Below are 17,906 nucleotides of genomic sequence, written 5' to 3'. Positions count from 1 at the left end.
GTTTTTTTTTGTTGAAATTTGCGGAGTCATAATATGCAACTAATCAGTAAAAGTAAGATTCTTGATCTTACAACGCCTCAAGTGATGGGGATTGTTAATATTACGCCAGATTCTTTTTCTGATGGCGGTAAATATCACCAGTTAGATCACGCATTACGTCATGTTGAAGCTATGATTGAGGCTGGCACGACGATCATTGATATTGGTGGTGAATCGACGCGACCAGGGGCGGCTGATGTTAATGTTGAGACGGAACTGGCTCGTGTTATTCCAGTAATAGAGGCAATTCGACAACGGTTTGATTGTTGGATTTCAATTGATACTAGTAAAGCGCAAGTGATGACTGAAGCGGTTAATGCGGGGGCTGATTTAATTAATGATGTTCGCGCATTACAAGATTTAGGTGCATTAGACGCTGCGGCACAAGCAAATGTTCCTATATGCTTGATGCATATGCAAGGCCAACCGCGTACAATGCAGTCCGATCCAAACTATGACGATTTGATTGTAGACGTTAATCAATTTTTGATTGAACGGATTCAAGCTTGTGAACAGCATGGGATTACTCGTCAACAGCTTATATTAGATCCTGGTTTTGGATTTGGTAAAACAGTGGCGCATAATTATCAACTATTAGCACAACTTGAACAGTTTCATCAGTTTGGCTTGCCGCTATTAGCGGGAATGTCTCGTAAGTCAATGATTTCGAAATTATTAAATAAGCCTCCCGTTGAGTGTGTTGCTGGCAGTCTAGCGTGTGCGACGATTGCAGCAATGAAAGGTGCGCAAATAATTCGAGTTCATGACGTACAAGAGACAATTGATGTTATTAAAGTCTGTAATATGGTGATGAATTATTCCAAATAATGCAGATATAACCTTATTACAGTGAATGATTGTAACAAAAAGCACTAAGCTAATTACAATCAATATACTTATAAAAAAGAAAGCTAGGAGTGTAAAATGGCTGAACGTAAGTTCTTTGGTACTGATGGTATTCGTGGTTTTGTTGGTGAAGGTCCGATTACACCTGAGTTTGTAATGAAATTGGGTTGGGCGGCTGGTCGTGTATTATCACAAACGGGTACTAAAAAAGTATTAATCGGTAAAGATACTCGAATTTCAGGTTACATGTTGGAGTCTGCATTAGAAGCAGGCCTTGCAGCTGCAGGTCTAAAAGCGGCTTTTACTGGTCCAATGCCAACACCCGCGGTTGCTTATTTAACTCGCACGTTCCGCGCTGAAGCGGGTATTGTGATTTCTGCATCACATAACCCTTATCACGATAACGGCATCAAATTCTTCTCTGCGCAAGGTACAAAGTTACCCGATGACGTTGAAGCTGCAATTGAAGCTGAAATGGAAAAACCATTAACGTGTGTTGAGTCTGCATTATTAGGTAAAGCTTACCGTATTGATGATGCGGCAGGTCGTTATATTGAGTTCTGTAAAGGCACATTCCCTAATCATTTAAGCCTTGAAGGTTTTAAGATTGTTGTCGATTGTGCCCATGGTGCAACTTACCATATTGCGCCTAAAGTATTTAGTGAACTAGGTGCTGAAATTATTACTATTGGTTGCGAGCCTAACGGTGTCAATATTAATGATAAAGTAGGTGCAACAGATGTTGCTGCATTACAAGCTAAAGTATTAGCAGAAAAAGCTGACTTTGGTATTGCACTTGATGGTGATGGTGACCGTGTGATCATGGTTGACGAGCTAGGTAATAAAGTTGATGGTGATCAGATCGCTTACATCATTGCTCGTGATGCATTACGTTGTGGTGAGCTAAAAGGTGGTGTGGTTGGTACATTAATGACCAATATGGGCATGGAAGTTGCACTTAAAAATCTAGGCATTCCTTTTGTACGTGCAAAAGTGGGTGACCGTTATGTAATGGAAGAGCTAATCAAAAATAACTGGCTAATTGGTGCTGAAAACTCTGGCCACGTTATTTTACTTGATAAAGTAACAACCGGTGACGGTATTGTAGCGGGTCTACAAGTTATGGCTTCTATTGTATCTAGCAAAATGAGCTTAAAAGAGCTGAGTGATGGCATGACAATGTTCCCACAAGTGCTAGAAAATGTTCGCTTTAAAGGTGAAAGCGATCCATTACAATCAGCTGCTGTTATTGCTGCAACTCAAGCAGTTGAGAAAAAATTAGGTGATAATGGTCGCGTATTATTACGTAAGTCAGGCACAGAGCCATTGATTCGTGTTATGGTTGAAGGCCAAAATGCAGTTGATGTTAAGCAATATGCATTAGATATTGCAACAGCAGTAAAAGAAAACTGCTAAGTGCAATTGTTGATAACTGCTTAATTCTTTAAGTGTTATTAATAACGGTGAAGGCTGGCTAATAAAATATAGTCAGCCTTTTTATTTTGATGACTTTGTTTTTGGCTAAATGTTGTGCAAGTGGTTCGGAATATTCACTTTTTGAGTAAATATTACTTGTCACTGTCACAGGGTTTCGCTAGTATTCATTCGCTCTCTAGATAAGAGGAATGCGCTGGCGCTGCTAAAGCAAAGTCGGTATAGCAATTTTACCATAGGTGGAACCCATGTACGAAATTCTACTTGTGATTTATCTTGTCGCTGCGCTTGGTGTAATTGGCCTAGTAATGATTCAACAAGGTAAAGGCGCAGATATGGGAGCTTCATTCGGGGCTGGTGCATCAGGAACTTTGTTCGGCTCTAGCGGCTCAGGAAATTTTCTAACTCGAATGACAACACTTTGTGCAATCATTTTCTTTGCGATTAGTCTTGTACTTGGCAATATTAGTACTAAGAAATCAGCAGAAACAAGTGGTTGGGACGACCTTTCGGCTCCAGTTACAACACAAACTGTTGAACAACCAAAGACTGCAATCTCTACTGATAAAGTAGTTGCAGCAGAAAAAACGACTGAGAACACTGCTGAAACAACACCAGCAACAAGTGAAAAATCTCAGTAAGTAAAGATTTAGCCGAGATGGTGAAATTGGTAGACACGCTAGCATGAGGTGCTAGTGCCGCAAGGTGTAGGGGTTCAAGTCCCCTTCTCGGCACCATTATACTGGTTACTTGTAATAGTAACATCTGAACGGTATACTCTGTTCAGAATCGGACGCGGGGTGGAGCAGCTTGGTAGCTCGTCGGGCTCATAACCCGAAGGTCGTTGGTTCAAATCCGGCCCCCGCAACCACTTTCCTGAAAATAGACTATTCTTATTTTTGAATGTTTGTTTTCTTACTGAGACTCTTGCTTGCATGAGCTTAGTAATCAGGGTCCAGTAATAAAAAACCCCGTATTCGGGGTTTTTTATTATCTGAAACATGACCATTCAGGTATTTACTGGGCTTTATGCCCTTTTTTTGTTTCCGGGGGGTTGTCTTGACAGCTTTAGAGACACAATTAACCGACTTACTTGAGCCTTCTGTTCAAGCTATTGGCTTTGAACTTGTTGGTTTAGAGTTTATCCGTGCTGGTGCACACTCCACACTTCGCGTGTTTATTGACCATGAAAATGGTATTAATGTAGACGGTTGTGCTGAAGTGAGCCGCCAGATTAGTGCAGTAATGGATGTTGAAGATCCTATTACTGTTGCTTACCACTTAGAAGTGTCTTCCCCTGGATTGGAAAGACCACTCTTCAAAGCTGCACATTACCAACAATTTATTGGTCATGAAGTTAGCTTAGTATTAAAAATGGCGATGGGTAACCGTCGTAAGTGGAAAGGTGACATTGTCGCTGTTGAAGGCGAACTGATCACACTTAACGTAGATGGCAATGACGAGTCCTTTGCACTTAGCAATATCTCCAAGGCCAACCTAGTTCCAAAATTCTAACCGCTAAATTGGGGCATTAGAAATGAACAAAGAAATTTTGGCTGTCGTAGAAGCGGTATCCAACGAAAAAGCTGTTCCTCGCGAGCGTATTTTTGAAGCGCTTGAAATTGCATTAGCGACAGCAACTAAAAAGAAACACGAAGCAGAAATTGAAGTTCGTGTTGTTATCGATCGTAAAACAGGTGAATTCGAAACTTTCCGTCGTTGGAAAGCAGTAGAAGAGGTAACTCAACCAACACTTGAAATTACGTTAGAAGCGGCACAGTATGAAGATCCAACAATCTCCGTTGGCGATTATGTTGAAGATGATATTCAATCTGTAACGTTTGACCGTATTACTACACAAACAGCTAAGCAAGTGATCGTACAAAAAGTACGTGAAGCTGAGCGTGAGCAAATTGTGGCACAGTTTATTGACAACGAAGGTGAGCTAATCACTGGTATTGTTAAGAAAGTAAATCGTGACGCAGTAATCATTGATTTAGGTAGCAACGCAGAAGCAGTCATCCAACGTGATGATCAACTTCCTCGTGAAAACTTCCGTCCAGGCGACCGCGTTCGTGGTCTATTGTACAAAGTTGCACCTGAAGCTCGTGGTTTCCAGTTATTCATGACGCGTTCTAAGCCAGAGATGCTATCTGAGCTGTTCCGTATTGAAGTGCCAGAAATGGGCGAAGAACTGATTGAACTTATGGGCGCAGCTCGCGATCCTGGTTCTCGTGCGAAAATCGCAGTAAAAACTAACGATAAGCGTATTGACCCAGTGGGTGCGTGTGTTGGTATGCGTGGCGCACGTGTTCAAGCTGTTTCTAGTGAGCTTGGCGGTGAGCGTATTGATATCGTATTGTGGGATGAAAATGCTGCACAATATGTGATCAATGCAATGGCTCCAGCGGAAGTTGATTCAATCATTGTTGATGAAGACAACCACACAATGGATATTGCTGTACAGAAAGATAATCTGGCACAAGCAATTGGTCGTAACGGTCAAAACGTACGTCTAGCATCACAGCTTACTGGCTGGGAACTAAACGTAATGACAGTTGAAGACTTACAGAAAAAACACCAAGCAGAAGCACAAGCATCAATTGAAGTGTTTACTAAGCACCTTGATATTGATGAAGACTTCGCAACTGTATTGGTGGAAGAAGGCTTTACTACACTAGAAGAAATTGCTTACGTTCCATTAAGTGAATTAATGGATGTTGACGGTCTTGATGAAGAGACTATCGAGCAATTACGTAGCCGTGCAAAAGCTGCATTGACTACATTAGCGCTTGCTAAAGAAGAAACGCTTGACGGTGTAGAACCTGCAGAAGATTTATTAAGTCTGGAAGGTCTTGAGCGCGAGTTAGCGTTTAAGTTTGCAGCAAAAGGTATTTGTACGCTTGAAGATCTTGCTGATCAAGGAACTGATGACTTGACCGACATTGAAGGCGTGGACGATGCAAAAGCGGGTGAGCTAATTATGGCTGCGCGTAATATTTGCTGGTTCAGCGACGAAGCGTAATCAAAAAATAAAGCAAGGGAGGAGCATTATGTCAGAGGTTACAGTTAAAACATTGGCGGAAGAAATTGGTACGCCAATTGACCGTTTACTTCAACAGCTTTCAGATGCTGGGATTGCTAAGAATGTTGATGAAAATGTAAGCCAAACCGAAAAACAGGCGTTACTTAACCATCTCCAAAAGGAGCATGGTAGTGACGGCAATACTGACGGCGCTCCAACTCGTCTGACTCTGCAGCGCAAGACACGTAGTACATTAAGTGTCTCTGGCAACGGTGGTAAGAGCAAAAATGTTCAAGTAGAAGTGCGCAAAAAGCGCACCTACGTGAAACGTTCAGCACTTGAGGATGAACAACGTGCAGCAGAAGATGCTGTTAAGCGCGAAGCAGAAGCTGAAGCGCAACGTGAAGCTGATATGATTGCTCACCAAGCCGCAGAAGAAGCAGCGAAACGTAAGGCAGAGGAAGCTGCATTACGTCAAGCTGAAGAGCAGCGTAAGGCAACAGAAACTGCTGAGCGTGAAGCAGAACAGAAATTGAAGCGTGACGCTGAGGATAAAGCGAATCGTACCGAACAGGATAAGCGTAAAGCTGACGAAAAAGCTAAGCGCATCGTCGCTGACAAACAGGCTAAGTTAGATGCTGAAGTACTACAGCGTCGTCTGGAAGAGGAAGCCAAGCGAAAAGCCGAAGAAGAAAGTCAGCGTCAGCTAGAAGAGGCTCGCAAAATGGCAGAACAGAACGAGAAAAACGGGATAAAACCTGAGCAAGCAGTAAGTATGGAAAAATCTGATTACCATACAACGACATCAACATATGCTCGTGCTGCAGAAGACGAACAAGACCGCAAAGAAGAAACTTCTCGCCGTCGTAAAAAGAAAAAGCCAGCGGCTAAGCAAGACGAACGTGGTGGCCGTGGCGGTCGTAACCAACGTGGTCGCGGTAAGCCTCAAATGAACAAACCTGCTTCAATGCAGCATGGTTTTGATAAAACAGCACAAGTTGCTAAGCAAGATGTTGTTATCGGTGAAACGATTACCGTTGCTGAGCTAGCGAACAAAATGTCTGTTAAAGGCGTTGAAGTTATCAAGGTAATGATGAAGATGGGCGCTATGGCGACTATCAACCAAATCATTGACCAAGAAACTGCATCACTAGTTGCTGAAGAAATGGGTCACAAAGTTATTCTACGTAAAGAAAACGAGCTTGAAGAAGCAGTGCTTTCTGACCGTAATGCAGAAGACTTATTAAAAGTTTCTCGTGCACCTGTTGTTACTATCATGGGTCACGTTGACCACGGTAAAACATCAACACTTGACTACATTCGTAAAGCACACGTTGCTTCAGGCGAAGCTGGTGGTATTACACAGCACATCGGTGCTTACCATGTTGAAACTGAAAACGGCATGATCACGTTCCTTGATACTCCTGGACACGCAGCGTTTACTGCTATGCGTGCTCGTGGTGCTCAAGCGACAGATATCGTTGTACTTGTAGTTGCAGCAGACGATGGCGTAATGCCACAAACAATCGAAGCAATTCAGCACGCAAAAGCGGCTGGTGTACCTTTGATCGTTGCGGTAAACAAGATCGATAAAGAAGATGCAAACCCAGACAACGTGAAGAATGAGTTAGCTCAATACGACGTTATGCCTGAAGAGTGGGGCGGTGAGAACATGTTTGTTCACATCTCTGCGAAACAAGGTACTAACATCGATGGTCTACTAGAAGCAATTCTACTTCAGTCAGAAATTCTTGAGCTAACAGCAGTTGAAGAAGGCATGGCATCTGGCGTAGTTATCGAATCACGTCTTGATAAAGGCCGTGGTCCTGTAGCAACTGTACTTGTTCAAGAAGGTACGTTGCGTAAAGGCGATATCGTTCTTTGTGGTCTAATGCATGGTCGTATTCGTGCAATGCGCAACGAACAAGGTCAAGAAATTGAATCAGCAGGTCCATCTATTCCTGTTGAGATCCTTGGTCTTTCTGGTGTTCCATCATCAGGTGACGAAGCGACTGTTGTACGTGATGAGCGTAAAGCACGTGAAGTTGCACTTTACCGTCAAGGTAAATTCCGTGATGTTAAACTAGCACGTCAACAAAAATCTAAACTAGAAAACATGTTTGCTAACATGGAAGCTGGTGAAGTTGCTGAGCTAAACGTTGTGCTTAAAGCTGACGTTCAAGGTTCTGTTGAAGCAATTGCTGACTCACTACGTAAACTTTCAACTGATGAAGTTAAAGTTAACATTGTAGGTTCAGGTGTTGGTGCAATCACTGAAACTGATGCAGTACTTGCAGCAGCTTCTAACGCTATCGTACTTGGTTTCAACGTTCGTGCTGATGCGTCTGCGCGTCAAACAATCGAAAATGAAAACCTAGACTTACGTTACTACTCAATCATCTACCAACTAATCGACGAAGTTAAAGCGGCGATGGGCGGTATGTTGTCTCCTGAGTTCAAGCAAGAGATCATTGGTCTTGCTGAAGTACGTGACGTATTTAAGTCACCTAAGATCGGCGCAATCGCGGGTTGTATGGTTACTGAAGGTACTATCAAGCGTAACAACCCTATTCGTGTTCTACGTGAAAACGTAGTTATCTACGAAGGTGAGCTTGAGTCACTACGTCGCTTTAAAGATGACGTGCCTGAAGTTAAGAACGGTTACGAGTGTGGTATCGGCGTTAAGAACTACAACGACGTTCGCGTTGGTGACCAGATCGAAGTATTCGAAATTATTGAAATCCAACGTACACTTGATTAATAATCAGTGTAGATAGTTGTTTTTCAACATGATAATGATAATGGGGAGCTTCGGCTCCCCATTCTTTCAAGAGCATTATTCTTAGAGAGAGCAAGAAAATGGCAAAAGAATTTAGCCGTACCCAACGTGTAGCGCAACAGCTACAAAAAGAATTGGCTGTAATTTTACAGCGTGAGATCAAAGATCCTGCGATTGCAATGACTACTATTTCAAGTGTTGATGTATCGCGTGATATGAACTACGCCAAAATTTATGTAACGTTTTTCCCAATTGGTGAGCAAACTGCTGAAGGTAGTTTAGAAGCATTACGTGAAATGGCACCTTACATCCGTTCACTACTAGGTAAAGAGATTCGCCTACGTGTGACACCTGAACTTAACTTCATTTTCGATCAGTCGTTAACTGAAGGTATGCGTATTTCAAACCTAGTATCTAAAGCGGTACGTGACGATGAAGATCGTCGTGGTGATGAAGACGAAGCAGAAAAAGGCGAGGAGTAAACATGGCACGTCGTCGTAAAGGTCGTCCAATTAACGGTGTGATCTTGGTTGATAAACCAACAGGCATTAGTTCTAACGATACCCTGCAAAAAGTGAAACGTATCTTTTTTGCACAAAAAGCGGGCCATACTGGTGCGCTTGATCCTTTAGCGACGGGCATGTTACCGCTTTGTTTTGGTGAAGCGACCAAGTTTTCACAATTTTTATTAGATTCAGATAAGCGTTATCGTGTGGTTGCTAAATTAGGCGAGCGTACTGATACCTCTGATTCTGATGGTGAAGTGGTTGAAACCCGCGCTGTAAATGTTGAACGCGATCAACTTGAAGCTTGTATTGATAGCTTTCGTGGCACGACTGATCAAATTCCATCGATGTACTCAGCATTAAAGTATCAAGGCCGTAAATTATATGAATACGCGCGTGAAGGAATTTCTATTCCTCGTGAATCGCGTAAGATTACCGTGTATTCAGTTGAGTTACTGCGCTTTGATAACAACGAAGTTGAAATGGAACTGCATGTGTCAAAAGGCACATACATTCGTACTATTGTTGATGATCTTGGTGAAATGCTAGGTTGTGGCGCTCATGTGACTTACTTACGTCGTACTGGCGTATCTAACTTTCCTTATGAGCGTATGGTAACGATTGAGCAGCTACAGGCGATGCTTGACCAAGCTATAGCGGATGAAATTGAACCCGGTACAGTATTAGATGCATTATTATTGCCAACTGATACTGCGGTACAAGATTTACCAGCAGTAAATATTACAGCAGAAGCGGCTGTGCATGTACTACATGGTAATCCTGTTGCTGCCGAGGTTGTTCCCGCTGAAGGCACTTTAGTGCGTATTACCGTTGGGGATACTGCTGAGTTTATTGGTGTTGGTACCATTGATGCAAAAGGCATGTTGGCACCAAAACGAGTAATGGCAAACGAACAAGAACAATAATGATACCAGCCGATCGCTCGTTATTATGCACACGAAATCATCATGATTATTGTGTGTGAGTTGCTTGAGATTAAAAATAAAACTGGTTAATTATTCGCTTGTAGTTAGTTCCGCTGATCAGTATAATCCGCGGCTTGGGTGTCGGCTGAATCAGAGATTGGCGGCACAAATTAAAACATCTTGTATTAGGAATGAGTTATGTCTCTGAATGCAGAAACTAAAGCAGCAATCGTTGCAGATTACGCACAATGTGAAAATGATACTGGTTCTCCTGAAGTTCAGGTTGCACTTTTAACAGCGCAAATCAACCACCTTCAAGGTCACTTTGCTAACCACAAGCATGACCACCACAGCCGTCGCGGTTTACTACGCATGGTTTCTCGTCGTCGTAAGCTTCTAGATTACCTTAAAGGTAAAAACCTAGATCGTTACCAAGACTTGATCAAGCGTCTAGGCCTACGTCGCTAAGATTGCTTTAAGAAAGGAGCCCTAGGCTCCTTTCTTTTTATCTGCTCTTTTTATTATAGATACCGCTATTATTTATACGTCCCCCTGTCATCTTTCATAATTTCGTCTACTATCTGTACCGGAGTTAAGCTCAAGTTTGTTGTATGAATGCTTTCGCAGAGATATGATGGGTGCCGAGTAAATAACTGCCTATTTCCACTTGTTATGACTTTGCGAGTCGTTTTCCTCGACCTTCAGGTCGCGGCTAATAAAAGTTTTTCTTGATTATGAGAACTTTCATTAGTCGCGATACGTAAATCATTACAAAAGTGGACATCATTACATGACGCTTATGTTTGTGTTGGTTATAATTGACCTGCAAATAGAAAGCGGAATATATTTAAGGAAATTCACGTGAATCCTATCGTAAAGACTTTCCAGTACGGTAACCACACGGTTACTCTAGAGACTGGTGTTATAGCACGTCAAGCGACTGCTGCAGTAATGGTTAGCATGGACGACACTTCAGTGTTCGTTTCTGTTGTTGGTAAGAAAACAGCAGTAGAAGGCCAAGACTTCTTCCCGCTAACAGTAAACTACCAAGAGCGTACTTACGCTGCAGGTAAAATCCCTGGTGGTTTCTTCAAGCGTGAAGGCCGTCCTTCTGAAGGCGAAACACTGACTGCACGTCTAATCGACCGTCCAATCCGTCCGCTATTCCCTGACGATTTCAAAAACGAAGTACAAGTTATTGCAACAGTGGTTTCTGTAAACCCTGCTGTTAACCCTGATATGGTTACAATGATTGGTACTTCTGCAGCACTTGCTATTTCTGGTATTCCATTCAATGGTCCTATCGGTGCGGCACGTGTTGGTTACATTAACGATCAATTCGTTCTTAACCCAAGCAATGAAGAGCTAGAAGCAAGTCGTCTAGATCTTGTTGTTGCTGGTACTAAAGACGCAGTGCTAATGGTTGAATCAGAAGCTGATCGTCTATCTGAAGAGCAAATGCTACAAGCAGTTGTTTTCGGTCACGATCAACAACAAGTTGTTATCAATGCAATCAATGAGTTTGCTGCTGAAGTTGCAACTCCTGCTTGGGATTGGGCTGCACCTGCTGAGAACACAGCGCTTAAAACTAAGATCGCTGAGTTAGCTGAAGCTAAGCTGGTTGAAGCTTACCAAATCACTGAAAAAATGGCGCGTTACGATCGCATCCACGAGATTGCTGCTGAAGTAAACGACGCGATTCTTGCTGAAGATGTTGATGCAAACGCAAAAGAAATCCACACTATCTTCCACGATCTAGAGAAGACAGTTGTACGTGGCCGCATCATTGCTGGTCTTCCACGTATCGATGGTCGTGAAAAAGACATGGTTCGTGCGCTAGACGTACGTACTGGTGTACTTCCACGTACGCACGGTTCTTCACTATTTACTCGTGGTGAAACACAAGCACTTGTTACGGCAACGCTTGGTACACAACGTGATGCACAAATCATTGATAGCATCATGGGTGAGAAGAAAGATCACTTCCTTCTTCACTACAATTTCCCTCCATACTGTGTAGGTGAAACTGGTTTCGTTGGTTCGCCTAAGCGTCGTGAAATTGGTCACGGTAAGTTGGCGAAGCGTGGTATTGCTGCAGTAATGCCATCTGTTGACGAATTCCCATACACAGTACGTGTAGTATCAGAAATCACTGAATCTAACGGTTCATCTTCAATGGCTTCTGTATGTGGTACTTCACTAGCACTTATGGATGCTGGTGTGCCAATCAAATCATCTGTTGCGGGTATCGCAATGGGTCTTGTGAAAGAAGGCGATGATTTCGTTGTTCTTTCTGACATCCTTGGTGACGAAGATCACCTAGGTGACATGGACTTTAAAGTTGCGGGTACTGACGACGGTATCACAGCACTTCAGATGGATATCAAGATTGAAGGTATCACTAAAGAGATCATGGAAATTGCACTTAACCAAGCTAAAGGCGCGCGTAAGCACATCCTTAGCGTAATGGATAATGCAATTAACTCTCCTCGTGAAGAGATCTCTCAGTTTGCTCCTCGCATTCACATGATGAAGATCAACCCTGAGAAGATCAAAGATGTTATCGGTAAAGGTGGTGCAGTTATCCGTGCACTTACTGAAGAAACTGGTACTACAATCGAAATCGAAGATGATGGTACAGTGAAGATCGCTGCGACTGAAGGTACTGCTGCACAAGAAGCAATCCGTCGTATCGAAGAAATCACTGCTGACGTTGAAGTTGGCCGTGTTTACACTGGTAAAGTAATGCGTATCGTTGATTTCGGTGCGTTTGTATCAGTTATCGGTACTAAAGAAGGTCTAGTTCACATCTCTCAAATCTCACAAGATCGTGTAGAGAAAGTGTCTGATTACCTACAGATGGGTCAGGAAGTTCAAGTTAAAGTACTTGAAATCGACCGTCAAGGCCGTATCCGTCTAAGCATGAAAGAAGCAGTAGAAGCGCCAGCCGCAGCTCCTGCACAAGACGAACAGCCACAAGGCTAAGCGTTTTGCTAATATCATGATATAAAGGGGCTTAATAGCCCCTTTTTTTGATCTAAATATTGTCATAGACGCTGGATCGTCATTAATGTCACAGGGAGAACTGAGTTGATAATACGTCATATTCGATATGCTGTAATTGCTACTGCACTGGTTATCAGTGGATGTTCAACAGCACCAACCCAATGGACTCAGCCTCCGATGGCTGTCCCTTATCAAGCTAATTTTCAACAACAGATTCAGTTGGCACGGATTGAACAAATATTACAACAACCCAATATTCCGCCAACAACACTAGCCACTATTTATTATGATCGTGGTTTGTTGCATGACAGTTTAGGTCTACGTGATTTGGCGCGACTTGATTTTAATAAGTCACTCACGATTAATCCAAACCAGCCGGATTTATTTAATGTAGCTGGGGTGATTTTTACTCAAATGGGCATGTTTGATTCTGCTTATGAATCGTTTGATTCAACGTTAGATTTAGCCCCTGAGCATCCTTACGCTCACCGAAATCGTGGTATAGCGCTTTATTATGGCGAACGTTATACACTTGCAAATGAAGATTTATTGCCTCATTACCTGCTTAATATAAATGATCCTTACCGTGTTATTTGGTTATACATTAATGATTTGAAATATACGCCAGAGCAAGCTAGAACCTTACTTCAACAACGTTATGCGGTCAGTGATAAAAAAGATTGGGGTTGGCAGATCGTTAGAATGTATCTTGGTGAGATCACTGAAGAGCAGTTCTTAACCGAGATTGCCGAGCAGAGTAAAGATAATCAACAATTAGCACTGCGACTGACGGAAGGGTATTTTTATTTAGCACAGACCTATCAAAATAAACAAGATTATCCAACGGCGGTGATGTTATATAAGCTTGCTTTAGCGGGAAATGTGTATGAATTTGTTGAACATCGATTCTCTATATTAGAGCTAAATCGTATTTTTACAGCAGAAGAAAATGCAGCCGCGGCGTCTTCTTCGCCAAGTGCATCAGTGAAATAATGTCGATAAAAATAGCCGCTATCATCAGCGGCTATTTTTATTCTTTTCGAACCTCGAACCTCGAACCTCGAACCTCGAGCCTCGAACCTTTAGCGAATATCCAATCCGGCTAGATTATGCCAATAGCCATTACATTGATGCCCATCCGCAAGTGGGTGACGAATCGTACCTTGTTCATTAGCACGGAAGTCATCAATCAATGTCAGCGTGTCTAACCCCATTGGGCTTAATCGCACCACATCGACCATGTCTTTCATACCTTTCAAATCATTAATCAAGTTATAACAGTAACCCGATTGAGTTTGAATGCCATTAAGCGTAAAGATTTTTTGATCTTCTTGGCTATTAACTGTGATCCCTTGCGGGTATTTAATACAGCAAGTTTCGCAATCATCTTTGGCTTTATTTTCAGCACGAGCAGTAAAGCAGCGGGCAGAATAAGCTAATGGTAGATAGCCATAACTAAAGACCTCAGTTTCAAATTGTTGGCGGATCCCCAGTTTTTCACATTCGGTTAGCGTATTACTTAACCAATCACGAGACAGTTCTACCGGCATACACCAGCGAGTCATGCCTTGTTTAACAAACAGTTGTAGCGTTTGGGCGTTATAGCAATTAACGGCGGGTCCAACCACAAACGGAACTTTGTTTTGTGAAGCTAACTGAATAGCAGATACATCGTTAGCTTCTACAATAAAGTCGCCATTATCGATATATTTTTTCATGATGTTAACTTCGCTAGGGGCTTCTAGCAATGCCATGGTTGATAGCACGACTTGCTTACCATTGGTGGCAAGATCTTTTGCAATATCAATCCATTGTGCCGCTTTAAGTGCGCGACGCTTAGAGCATACTGTTTCCCCTAAATAAATAATATCAACGTTGCTATGCTTAGCTTGTTGATAGAAGGTTTCAACATCATGCTGAGGCCAAAAATAGAGTAATGGCCCAAGTGAATATTTCATAATGATCCCTTATTGCCATTTACGGTGGTATGCACCTAATGTTGTTTGTTTGCCTTCTGACAGATTACCTAAACATGCATTCCATGCTGGATTAACACTGTAGCCTTCAGGATTAGCTAAATAGTGATCAATCGCCGCGCGCCAAGTACGTGTCACTTGTTCAACATATGCAGGGCTACGTTGACGACCTTCAATTTTGACTGAGGCGATATTGGCTTTAAATAACTCAGGCAAAATATCAAGTGTGTTAAGGCTGGTTGGCTCTTCAAGCGCATGATAACGCTTTTGTTCACCATCGATATTAATATCAAAACGGCCTTTGCATAGGGTTGGATAGCCTGCGTTTTCGCCTTGGGCATAGCGATCAATTAAGATTTCATTTAAGCGCGATTCTAACCCTTGAGGCGTTTCTTGCCAGCGTACATACTTTGCGGGTGAACAAGCCCCAACAGTATTTGGCGATTCGCCTGTCATGTATGAAGATAAATAACAGCGACCTTCTGACATAATACATAAGCTACCAAATGCAAATACCTCTAACTGCATATCAGTGTTACGGGCTAATTGCTTTACCTGATGCATGGACAATACTCGCGGCAGTACCACGCGTTTAATATTGAAATTCTGTTTATAGTAATCAATCGCGGCAGTGTTAGTCGCTGATGCTTGAACAGAGAGGTGTAATTCTAAATCAGGGTAAGTTGTTGCGGCATATTCAAGTACGCCAATGTCAGCCACAATCAGCGCATCAACACCCATTGCCGCCGCATTATCAACCGCTTTTGCCCAACGATTAAAGCCATCAGGATGAGCAAAGGTATTTAAAGCAACATGCAATTTACGATCATGATCTTTAACATACTGCACTGCTTTTTCTAGTTTGCGCTCAGTGAAGTTTAAACCAGCAAAGTGGCGGGCGTTAGTATCGTCTTTAAAACCGATATAAACCGCATCCGCACCATTATCAATGGCGGTTTTTAATGCTGGAAGATTACCAGCAGGGCAAAGAAGCTCCATGTTATTTAATTATCCAATCTTTGCGTAAAAACGATAGCTTCATAGTAGAAGTGTTTAGGCCTATAGATCTTGATGCGAGGCAGGTTTTGTTGATATTAAACAATAAAATTGTTACTAAATAATAGTGTTTTTAGACTTATATCAACCGTTGAGATAAATTTTTTCTTTTAATAATAAGCTTTCTAATTCTTGCTTTGGCATTGGGCGATGAAAATGAAACCCTTGAATATAATCACAATTTAGGTTTGAAAGTAAGGTGGCTTGTTGATGGGTTTCAATGCCTTCAGCGACAACACTCATATTAAGTGATTTACCAATATTAATGATATTTTCAATCAGAATAATTTGTTTAGGGATGGTGTCGATATCTTTAATAAACGCGCGATCAATTTTAAGTTCATCAAGGGGAAAGCGCGCTAAATAAGACAATGATGAATAGCCAGTACCAAAATCATCAATAGATAACGCAAACCCTTGTTGCTTAATTGCATTTAGCATTTGGATGGTATGCTCGCCATCACTCATTACCGTACTTTCGGTGAGTTCAAAGGTAAAATCATCAGCATTGATCCCTGTTGATTGGCGTAATTTATCAACAAAACTAATGAGATTCGGATTCTCAAACTGTTGTGATGACAGGTTTATCGCGACGCGACCTTTTAGTAACTGTTGTTTTTTCCAGTGATTAACTGTGGTAAATACTTCTCGCATAACAACACGACCAAGTTGTTCGATCAATCCTGCCCGCTCAGCAATGGGAATAAATTGTGCTGGGCTAATATAACCTTCAACGGGGTGTTTCCAGCGTACTAATGCTTCCGCACCGTCAATCTCAAAGTTTTTGGCATTGACTTTAGGTTGATACCACACTTCTAAGCCATTATTTTGCAATGCTTTTTGAAGTTCTATTTCAAGCCATAAGCGCATTCTTGCTTCTTTGCTCATCGCTTCACTAAAAATGACGAGTCGATTACGACCACGATTTTTTGCTTCATACATGGCGGTGTCGGCATTTTGCAGCATCATTCGAGCATCATGGCCATTACCTGGTGATTTGACCATGCCGATTGAGCATGAAAGGTGCTTACTGAAATAACGTAGATCAAACGGTAAATTAACCAGTGCAATAATCTGCTCTGCGATCATTTCACCACTGTTTTCATGTTCTGGGTTAGTCAATATAACCGCAAACTCATCACCACTTAGATGACCAATAATGGCATCTTCAGGTAACAGTTGCTGTAGTCGTTGAGCTATTTCTTGTAATACTTTGTCACCGATATGGTGGCCTAATGAATCATTAATATTTTTAAAGTTATCAATGTCTATATAGAGCATGAACAGCGGTGTATTGGCTTTCATTAATTGCTCTAGCTGGCGACTAAAACCATAGCGATTATAGAGCCCTGTTAATGGATCAAGTTGAGTAAGTTGTTCTATTTTATGTTGTTGATCATTGGTACAGAATACAGGTGTTAGTTTGATCAATAACGCTGACTCACCGAGGATGGTTATTGGTATCGTTGTGATGGTTAATGGCGCACGCTCAATATTATTAATGGCATAATAATGCTGATTAGTATCCTGGAATGCTGAGATGAATTTTTTACTGTGGCAAGGTTGGTGGTTATTATCTAACAATAAGTGCTCAAGTTGTTGTCCAACTAAAGCTGGCTTAGATGTCATACCTAATAGATCGACAGCATGTTGATTGGCATTTTTGATGATATTTTTTTCTACAATGCAGATTCCATCGGTCATTAGGTTTTGAAGTTGGATTAATTGATGCTCAGATTCTTGTAATGAATGAATTAAAATATGACGTTCTGAGGTATCAATTGAATGCGAAATAATATGACTGATTTTACCTGAGGTATTTGTCAAAGGCGCCAGACTGATATGTAAACAGGTGTGATGTGGCGTGTCATTGATGGTCACTTCCGCTTCAATAACTTCACCATTAAATGCTCGCTCATAATACGGTTTTAAACATTGGTAATAATAGTGACCAAGGGTATCTGTGTCGTTACTGCCAATTAATTGATGCTGTGATTTACCACTAATATCACTATAACGATTATTCACTCGATGGTAACAGTGTTGATCGTCAATAATCGCAAACAGGAAAGGACTATTATTTGTTAAAAGAGGGAACCAATAGTCAAGTTGCTCTATCTGCATCAATGTTTAATCCTTGGCTCTATGAGTTGAATGTTAATAATAAGGTGCGATTAATTGATAACTAGTGTAAATGTTAGTAGGCGTAAATATAACGCTTATTAACAAAATAATGACTTGTTTTAGTGAGGCAATTGCTTTTTTTTGACTTAAGGCATAAAACAAATGGTTAAGATTGCCATACAATTCATT

At 41.7% G+C, this 17,906-nt stretch carries 14 protein-coding genes and 2 tRNA genes; 13 read left to right on the top strand and 3 right to left on the bottom strand.

The features are described 5' to 3' along the window. Positions 1–33 precede the first annotated feature (33 nt). The 13 genes from folP (at position 34) to nlpI (ending at position 13,554) form a co-directional block, all read left to right on the top strand. Positions 34–867, top strand: coding sequence for a dihydropteroate synthase (gene folP, locus CZ809_RS15375; protein WP_080158456.1), 834 nt, complete (start codon positions 34–36; stop codon positions 865–867). A 96-nt stretch (positions 868–963) separates the two neighbouring features. After that, on the top strand, positions 964–2,301 hold the full coding sequence (gene glmM, locus CZ809_RS15370) for a phosphoglucosamine mutase (RefSeq protein WP_080158455.1): 1,338 nt from the start codon (positions 964–966) through the stop codon (positions 2,299–2,301). 266 nt (positions 2,302–2,567) lie between these two features. After that, positions 2,568–2,960 carry a preprotein translocase subunit SecG gene (gene secG / locus CZ809_RS15365; protein ID WP_080158454.1) on the top strand — a complete coding sequence of 131 codons (393 nt, stop codon included), beginning with the start codon at positions 2,568–2,570 and terminating at the stop codon, positions 2,958–2,960. An 11-nt stretch (positions 2,961–2,971) separates the two neighbouring features. Beyond that, positions 2,972–3,056, top strand: a tRNA-Leu gene (locus CZ809_RS15360). 57 nt (positions 3,057–3,113) lie between these two features. After that, positions 3,114–3,190, top strand: a tRNA-Met gene (locus CZ809_RS15355). A gap of 188 nt (positions 3,191–3,378) precedes the next feature. Beyond that, positions 3,379–3,834: a ribosome maturation factor RimP gene (rimP, locus tag CZ809_RS15350; RefSeq protein WP_080158453.1), complete on the top strand. Its 456-nt coding sequence runs from the start codon at positions 3,379–3,381 to the stop codon at positions 3,832–3,834. Positions 3,835–3,856: 22 nt separating this feature from the next. After that, positions 3,857–5,344, top strand: coding sequence for a transcription termination factor NusA (nusA, locus tag CZ809_RS15345; RefSeq protein WP_080158452.1), 1,488 nt, complete (start codon positions 3,857–3,859; stop codon positions 5,342–5,344). 28 nt (positions 5,345–5,372) lie between these two features. Next, positions 5,373–8,105, top strand: a complete 2,733-nt coding sequence (gene infB / locus CZ809_RS15340; protein ID WP_080158451.1) for a translation initiation factor IF-2 — start codon at positions 5,373–5,375, stop codon at positions 8,103–8,105. Positions 8,106–8,203: 98 nt separating this feature from the next. Beyond that, positions 8,204–8,605 carry a 30S ribosome-binding factor RbfA gene (gene rbfA, locus CZ809_RS15335; RefSeq protein ID WP_080158450.1) on the top strand — a complete coding sequence of 134 codons (402 nt, stop codon included), beginning with the start codon at positions 8,204–8,206 and terminating at the stop codon, positions 8,603–8,605. Positions 8,606–8,607: 2 nt separating this feature from the next. Beyond that, positions 8,608–9,555 carry a tRNA pseudouridine(55) synthase TruB gene (gene truB / locus CZ809_RS15330; protein ID WP_080158449.1) on the top strand — a complete coding sequence of 316 codons (948 nt, stop codon included), beginning with the start codon at positions 8,608–8,610 and terminating at the stop codon, positions 9,553–9,555. Between the two features lie 198 nt (positions 9,556–9,753). After that, complete coding sequence (gene rpsO, locus CZ809_RS15325) at positions 9,754–10,023, top strand: 30S ribosomal protein S15 (protein WP_006646210.1); 270 nt, start codon at positions 9,754–9,756, stop codon at positions 10,021–10,023. A gap of 393 nt (positions 10,024–10,416) precedes the next feature. After that, the gene (gene pnp / locus CZ809_RS15320) at positions 10,417–12,540 is read left to right on the top strand and encodes a polyribonucleotide nucleotidyltransferase (RefSeq protein WP_080158448.1); all 2,124 of its coding nucleotides are present in this window, start codon (positions 10,417–10,419) and stop codon (positions 12,538–12,540) included. A gap of 111 nt (positions 12,541–12,651) precedes the next feature. Next, complete coding sequence (nlpI, locus tag CZ809_RS15315) at positions 12,652–13,554, top strand: lipoprotein NlpI (RefSeq protein WP_080158527.1); 903 nt, start codon at positions 12,652–12,654, stop codon at positions 13,552–13,554. An 89-nt stretch (positions 13,555–13,643) separates the two neighbouring features. Here nlpI and CZ809_RS15310 read toward each other — a convergent pair whose 3' ends face one another. The 3 genes from CZ809_RS15310 to CZ809_RS15300 form a co-directional block, all read right to left on the bottom strand. After that, a complete protein-coding gene (locus tag CZ809_RS15310; protein WP_080158447.1) occupies positions 13,644–14,519 on the bottom strand; it encodes a U32 family peptidase in 876 nt (291 codons plus the stop codon). A gap of 9 nt (positions 14,520–14,528) precedes the next feature. Then, positions 14,529–15,536 carry a ubiquinone anaerobic biosynthesis protein UbiU gene (ubiU, locus tag CZ809_RS15305; protein WP_080158446.1) on the bottom strand — a complete coding sequence of 336 codons (1,008 nt, stop codon included), beginning with the start codon at positions 15,534–15,536 and terminating at the stop codon, positions 14,529–14,531. A gap of 141 nt (positions 15,537–15,677) precedes the next feature. Further along, positions 15,678–17,717: a sensor domain-containing protein gene (locus CZ809_RS15300; protein ID WP_080158445.1), complete on the bottom strand. Its 2,040-nt coding sequence runs from the start codon at positions 17,715–17,717 to the stop codon at positions 15,678–15,680. Positions 17,718–17,906 lie beyond the last annotated feature (189 nt).

The sequence above is a fragment of the Photobacterium piscicola genome, assembly GCF_900166965.1.
GTDB lineage: Bacteria > Pseudomonadota > Gammaproteobacteria > Enterobacterales > Vibrionaceae > Photobacterium > Photobacterium piscicola.
The sequence above is the reverse complement of the archived record's forward strand: the minus strand, read 5'-3'. Positions and strand labels throughout refer to the sequence as shown.

Excerpts from the sequence above, each read along its gene's own strand:
- nusA (WP_080158452.1), top strand. The coding sequence starts at position 3,857 with ATGAACAAAGAAATTTTGGCTGTCGTAGAAGCGGTATCCAACGAAAAA.
- glmM (WP_080158455.1), top strand. The coding sequence starts at position 964 with ATGGCTGAACGTAAGTTCTTTGGTACTGATGGTATTCGTGGTTTTGTT.
- infB (WP_080158451.1), top strand. The coding sequence starts at position 5,373 with ATGTCAGAGGTTACAGTTAAAACATTGGCGGAAGAAATTGGTACGCCA.
- CZ809_RS15300 (WP_080158445.1), bottom strand. The coding sequence starts at position 17,717 with ATGCAGATAGAGCAACTTGACTATTGGTTCCCTCTTTTAACAAATAAT.
- secG (WP_080158454.1), top strand. The coding sequence starts at position 2,568 with ATGTACGAAATTCTACTTGTGATTTATCTTGTCGCTGCGCTTGGTGTA.
- ubiU (WP_080158446.1), bottom strand. The coding sequence starts at position 15,536 with ATGGAGCTTCTTTGCCCTGCTGGTAATCTTCCAGCATTAAAAACCGCC.
- rbfA (WP_080158450.1), top strand. The coding sequence starts at position 8,204 with ATGGCAAAAGAATTTAGCCGTACCCAACGTGTAGCGCAACAGCTACAA.
- rpsO (WP_006646210.1), top strand. The coding sequence starts at position 9,754 with ATGTCTCTGAATGCAGAAACTAAAGCAGCAATCGTTGCAGATTACGCA.
- folP (WP_080158456.1), top strand. The coding sequence starts at position 34 with ATGCAACTAATCAGTAAAAGTAAGATTCTTGATCTTACAACGCCTCAA.
- truB (WP_080158449.1), top strand. The coding sequence starts at position 8,608 with ATGGCACGTCGTCGTAAAGGTCGTCCAATTAACGGTGTGATCTTGGTT.
- CZ809_RS15310 (WP_080158447.1), bottom strand. The coding sequence starts at position 14,519 with ATGAAATATTCACTTGGGCCATTACTCTATTTTTGGCCTCAGCATGAT.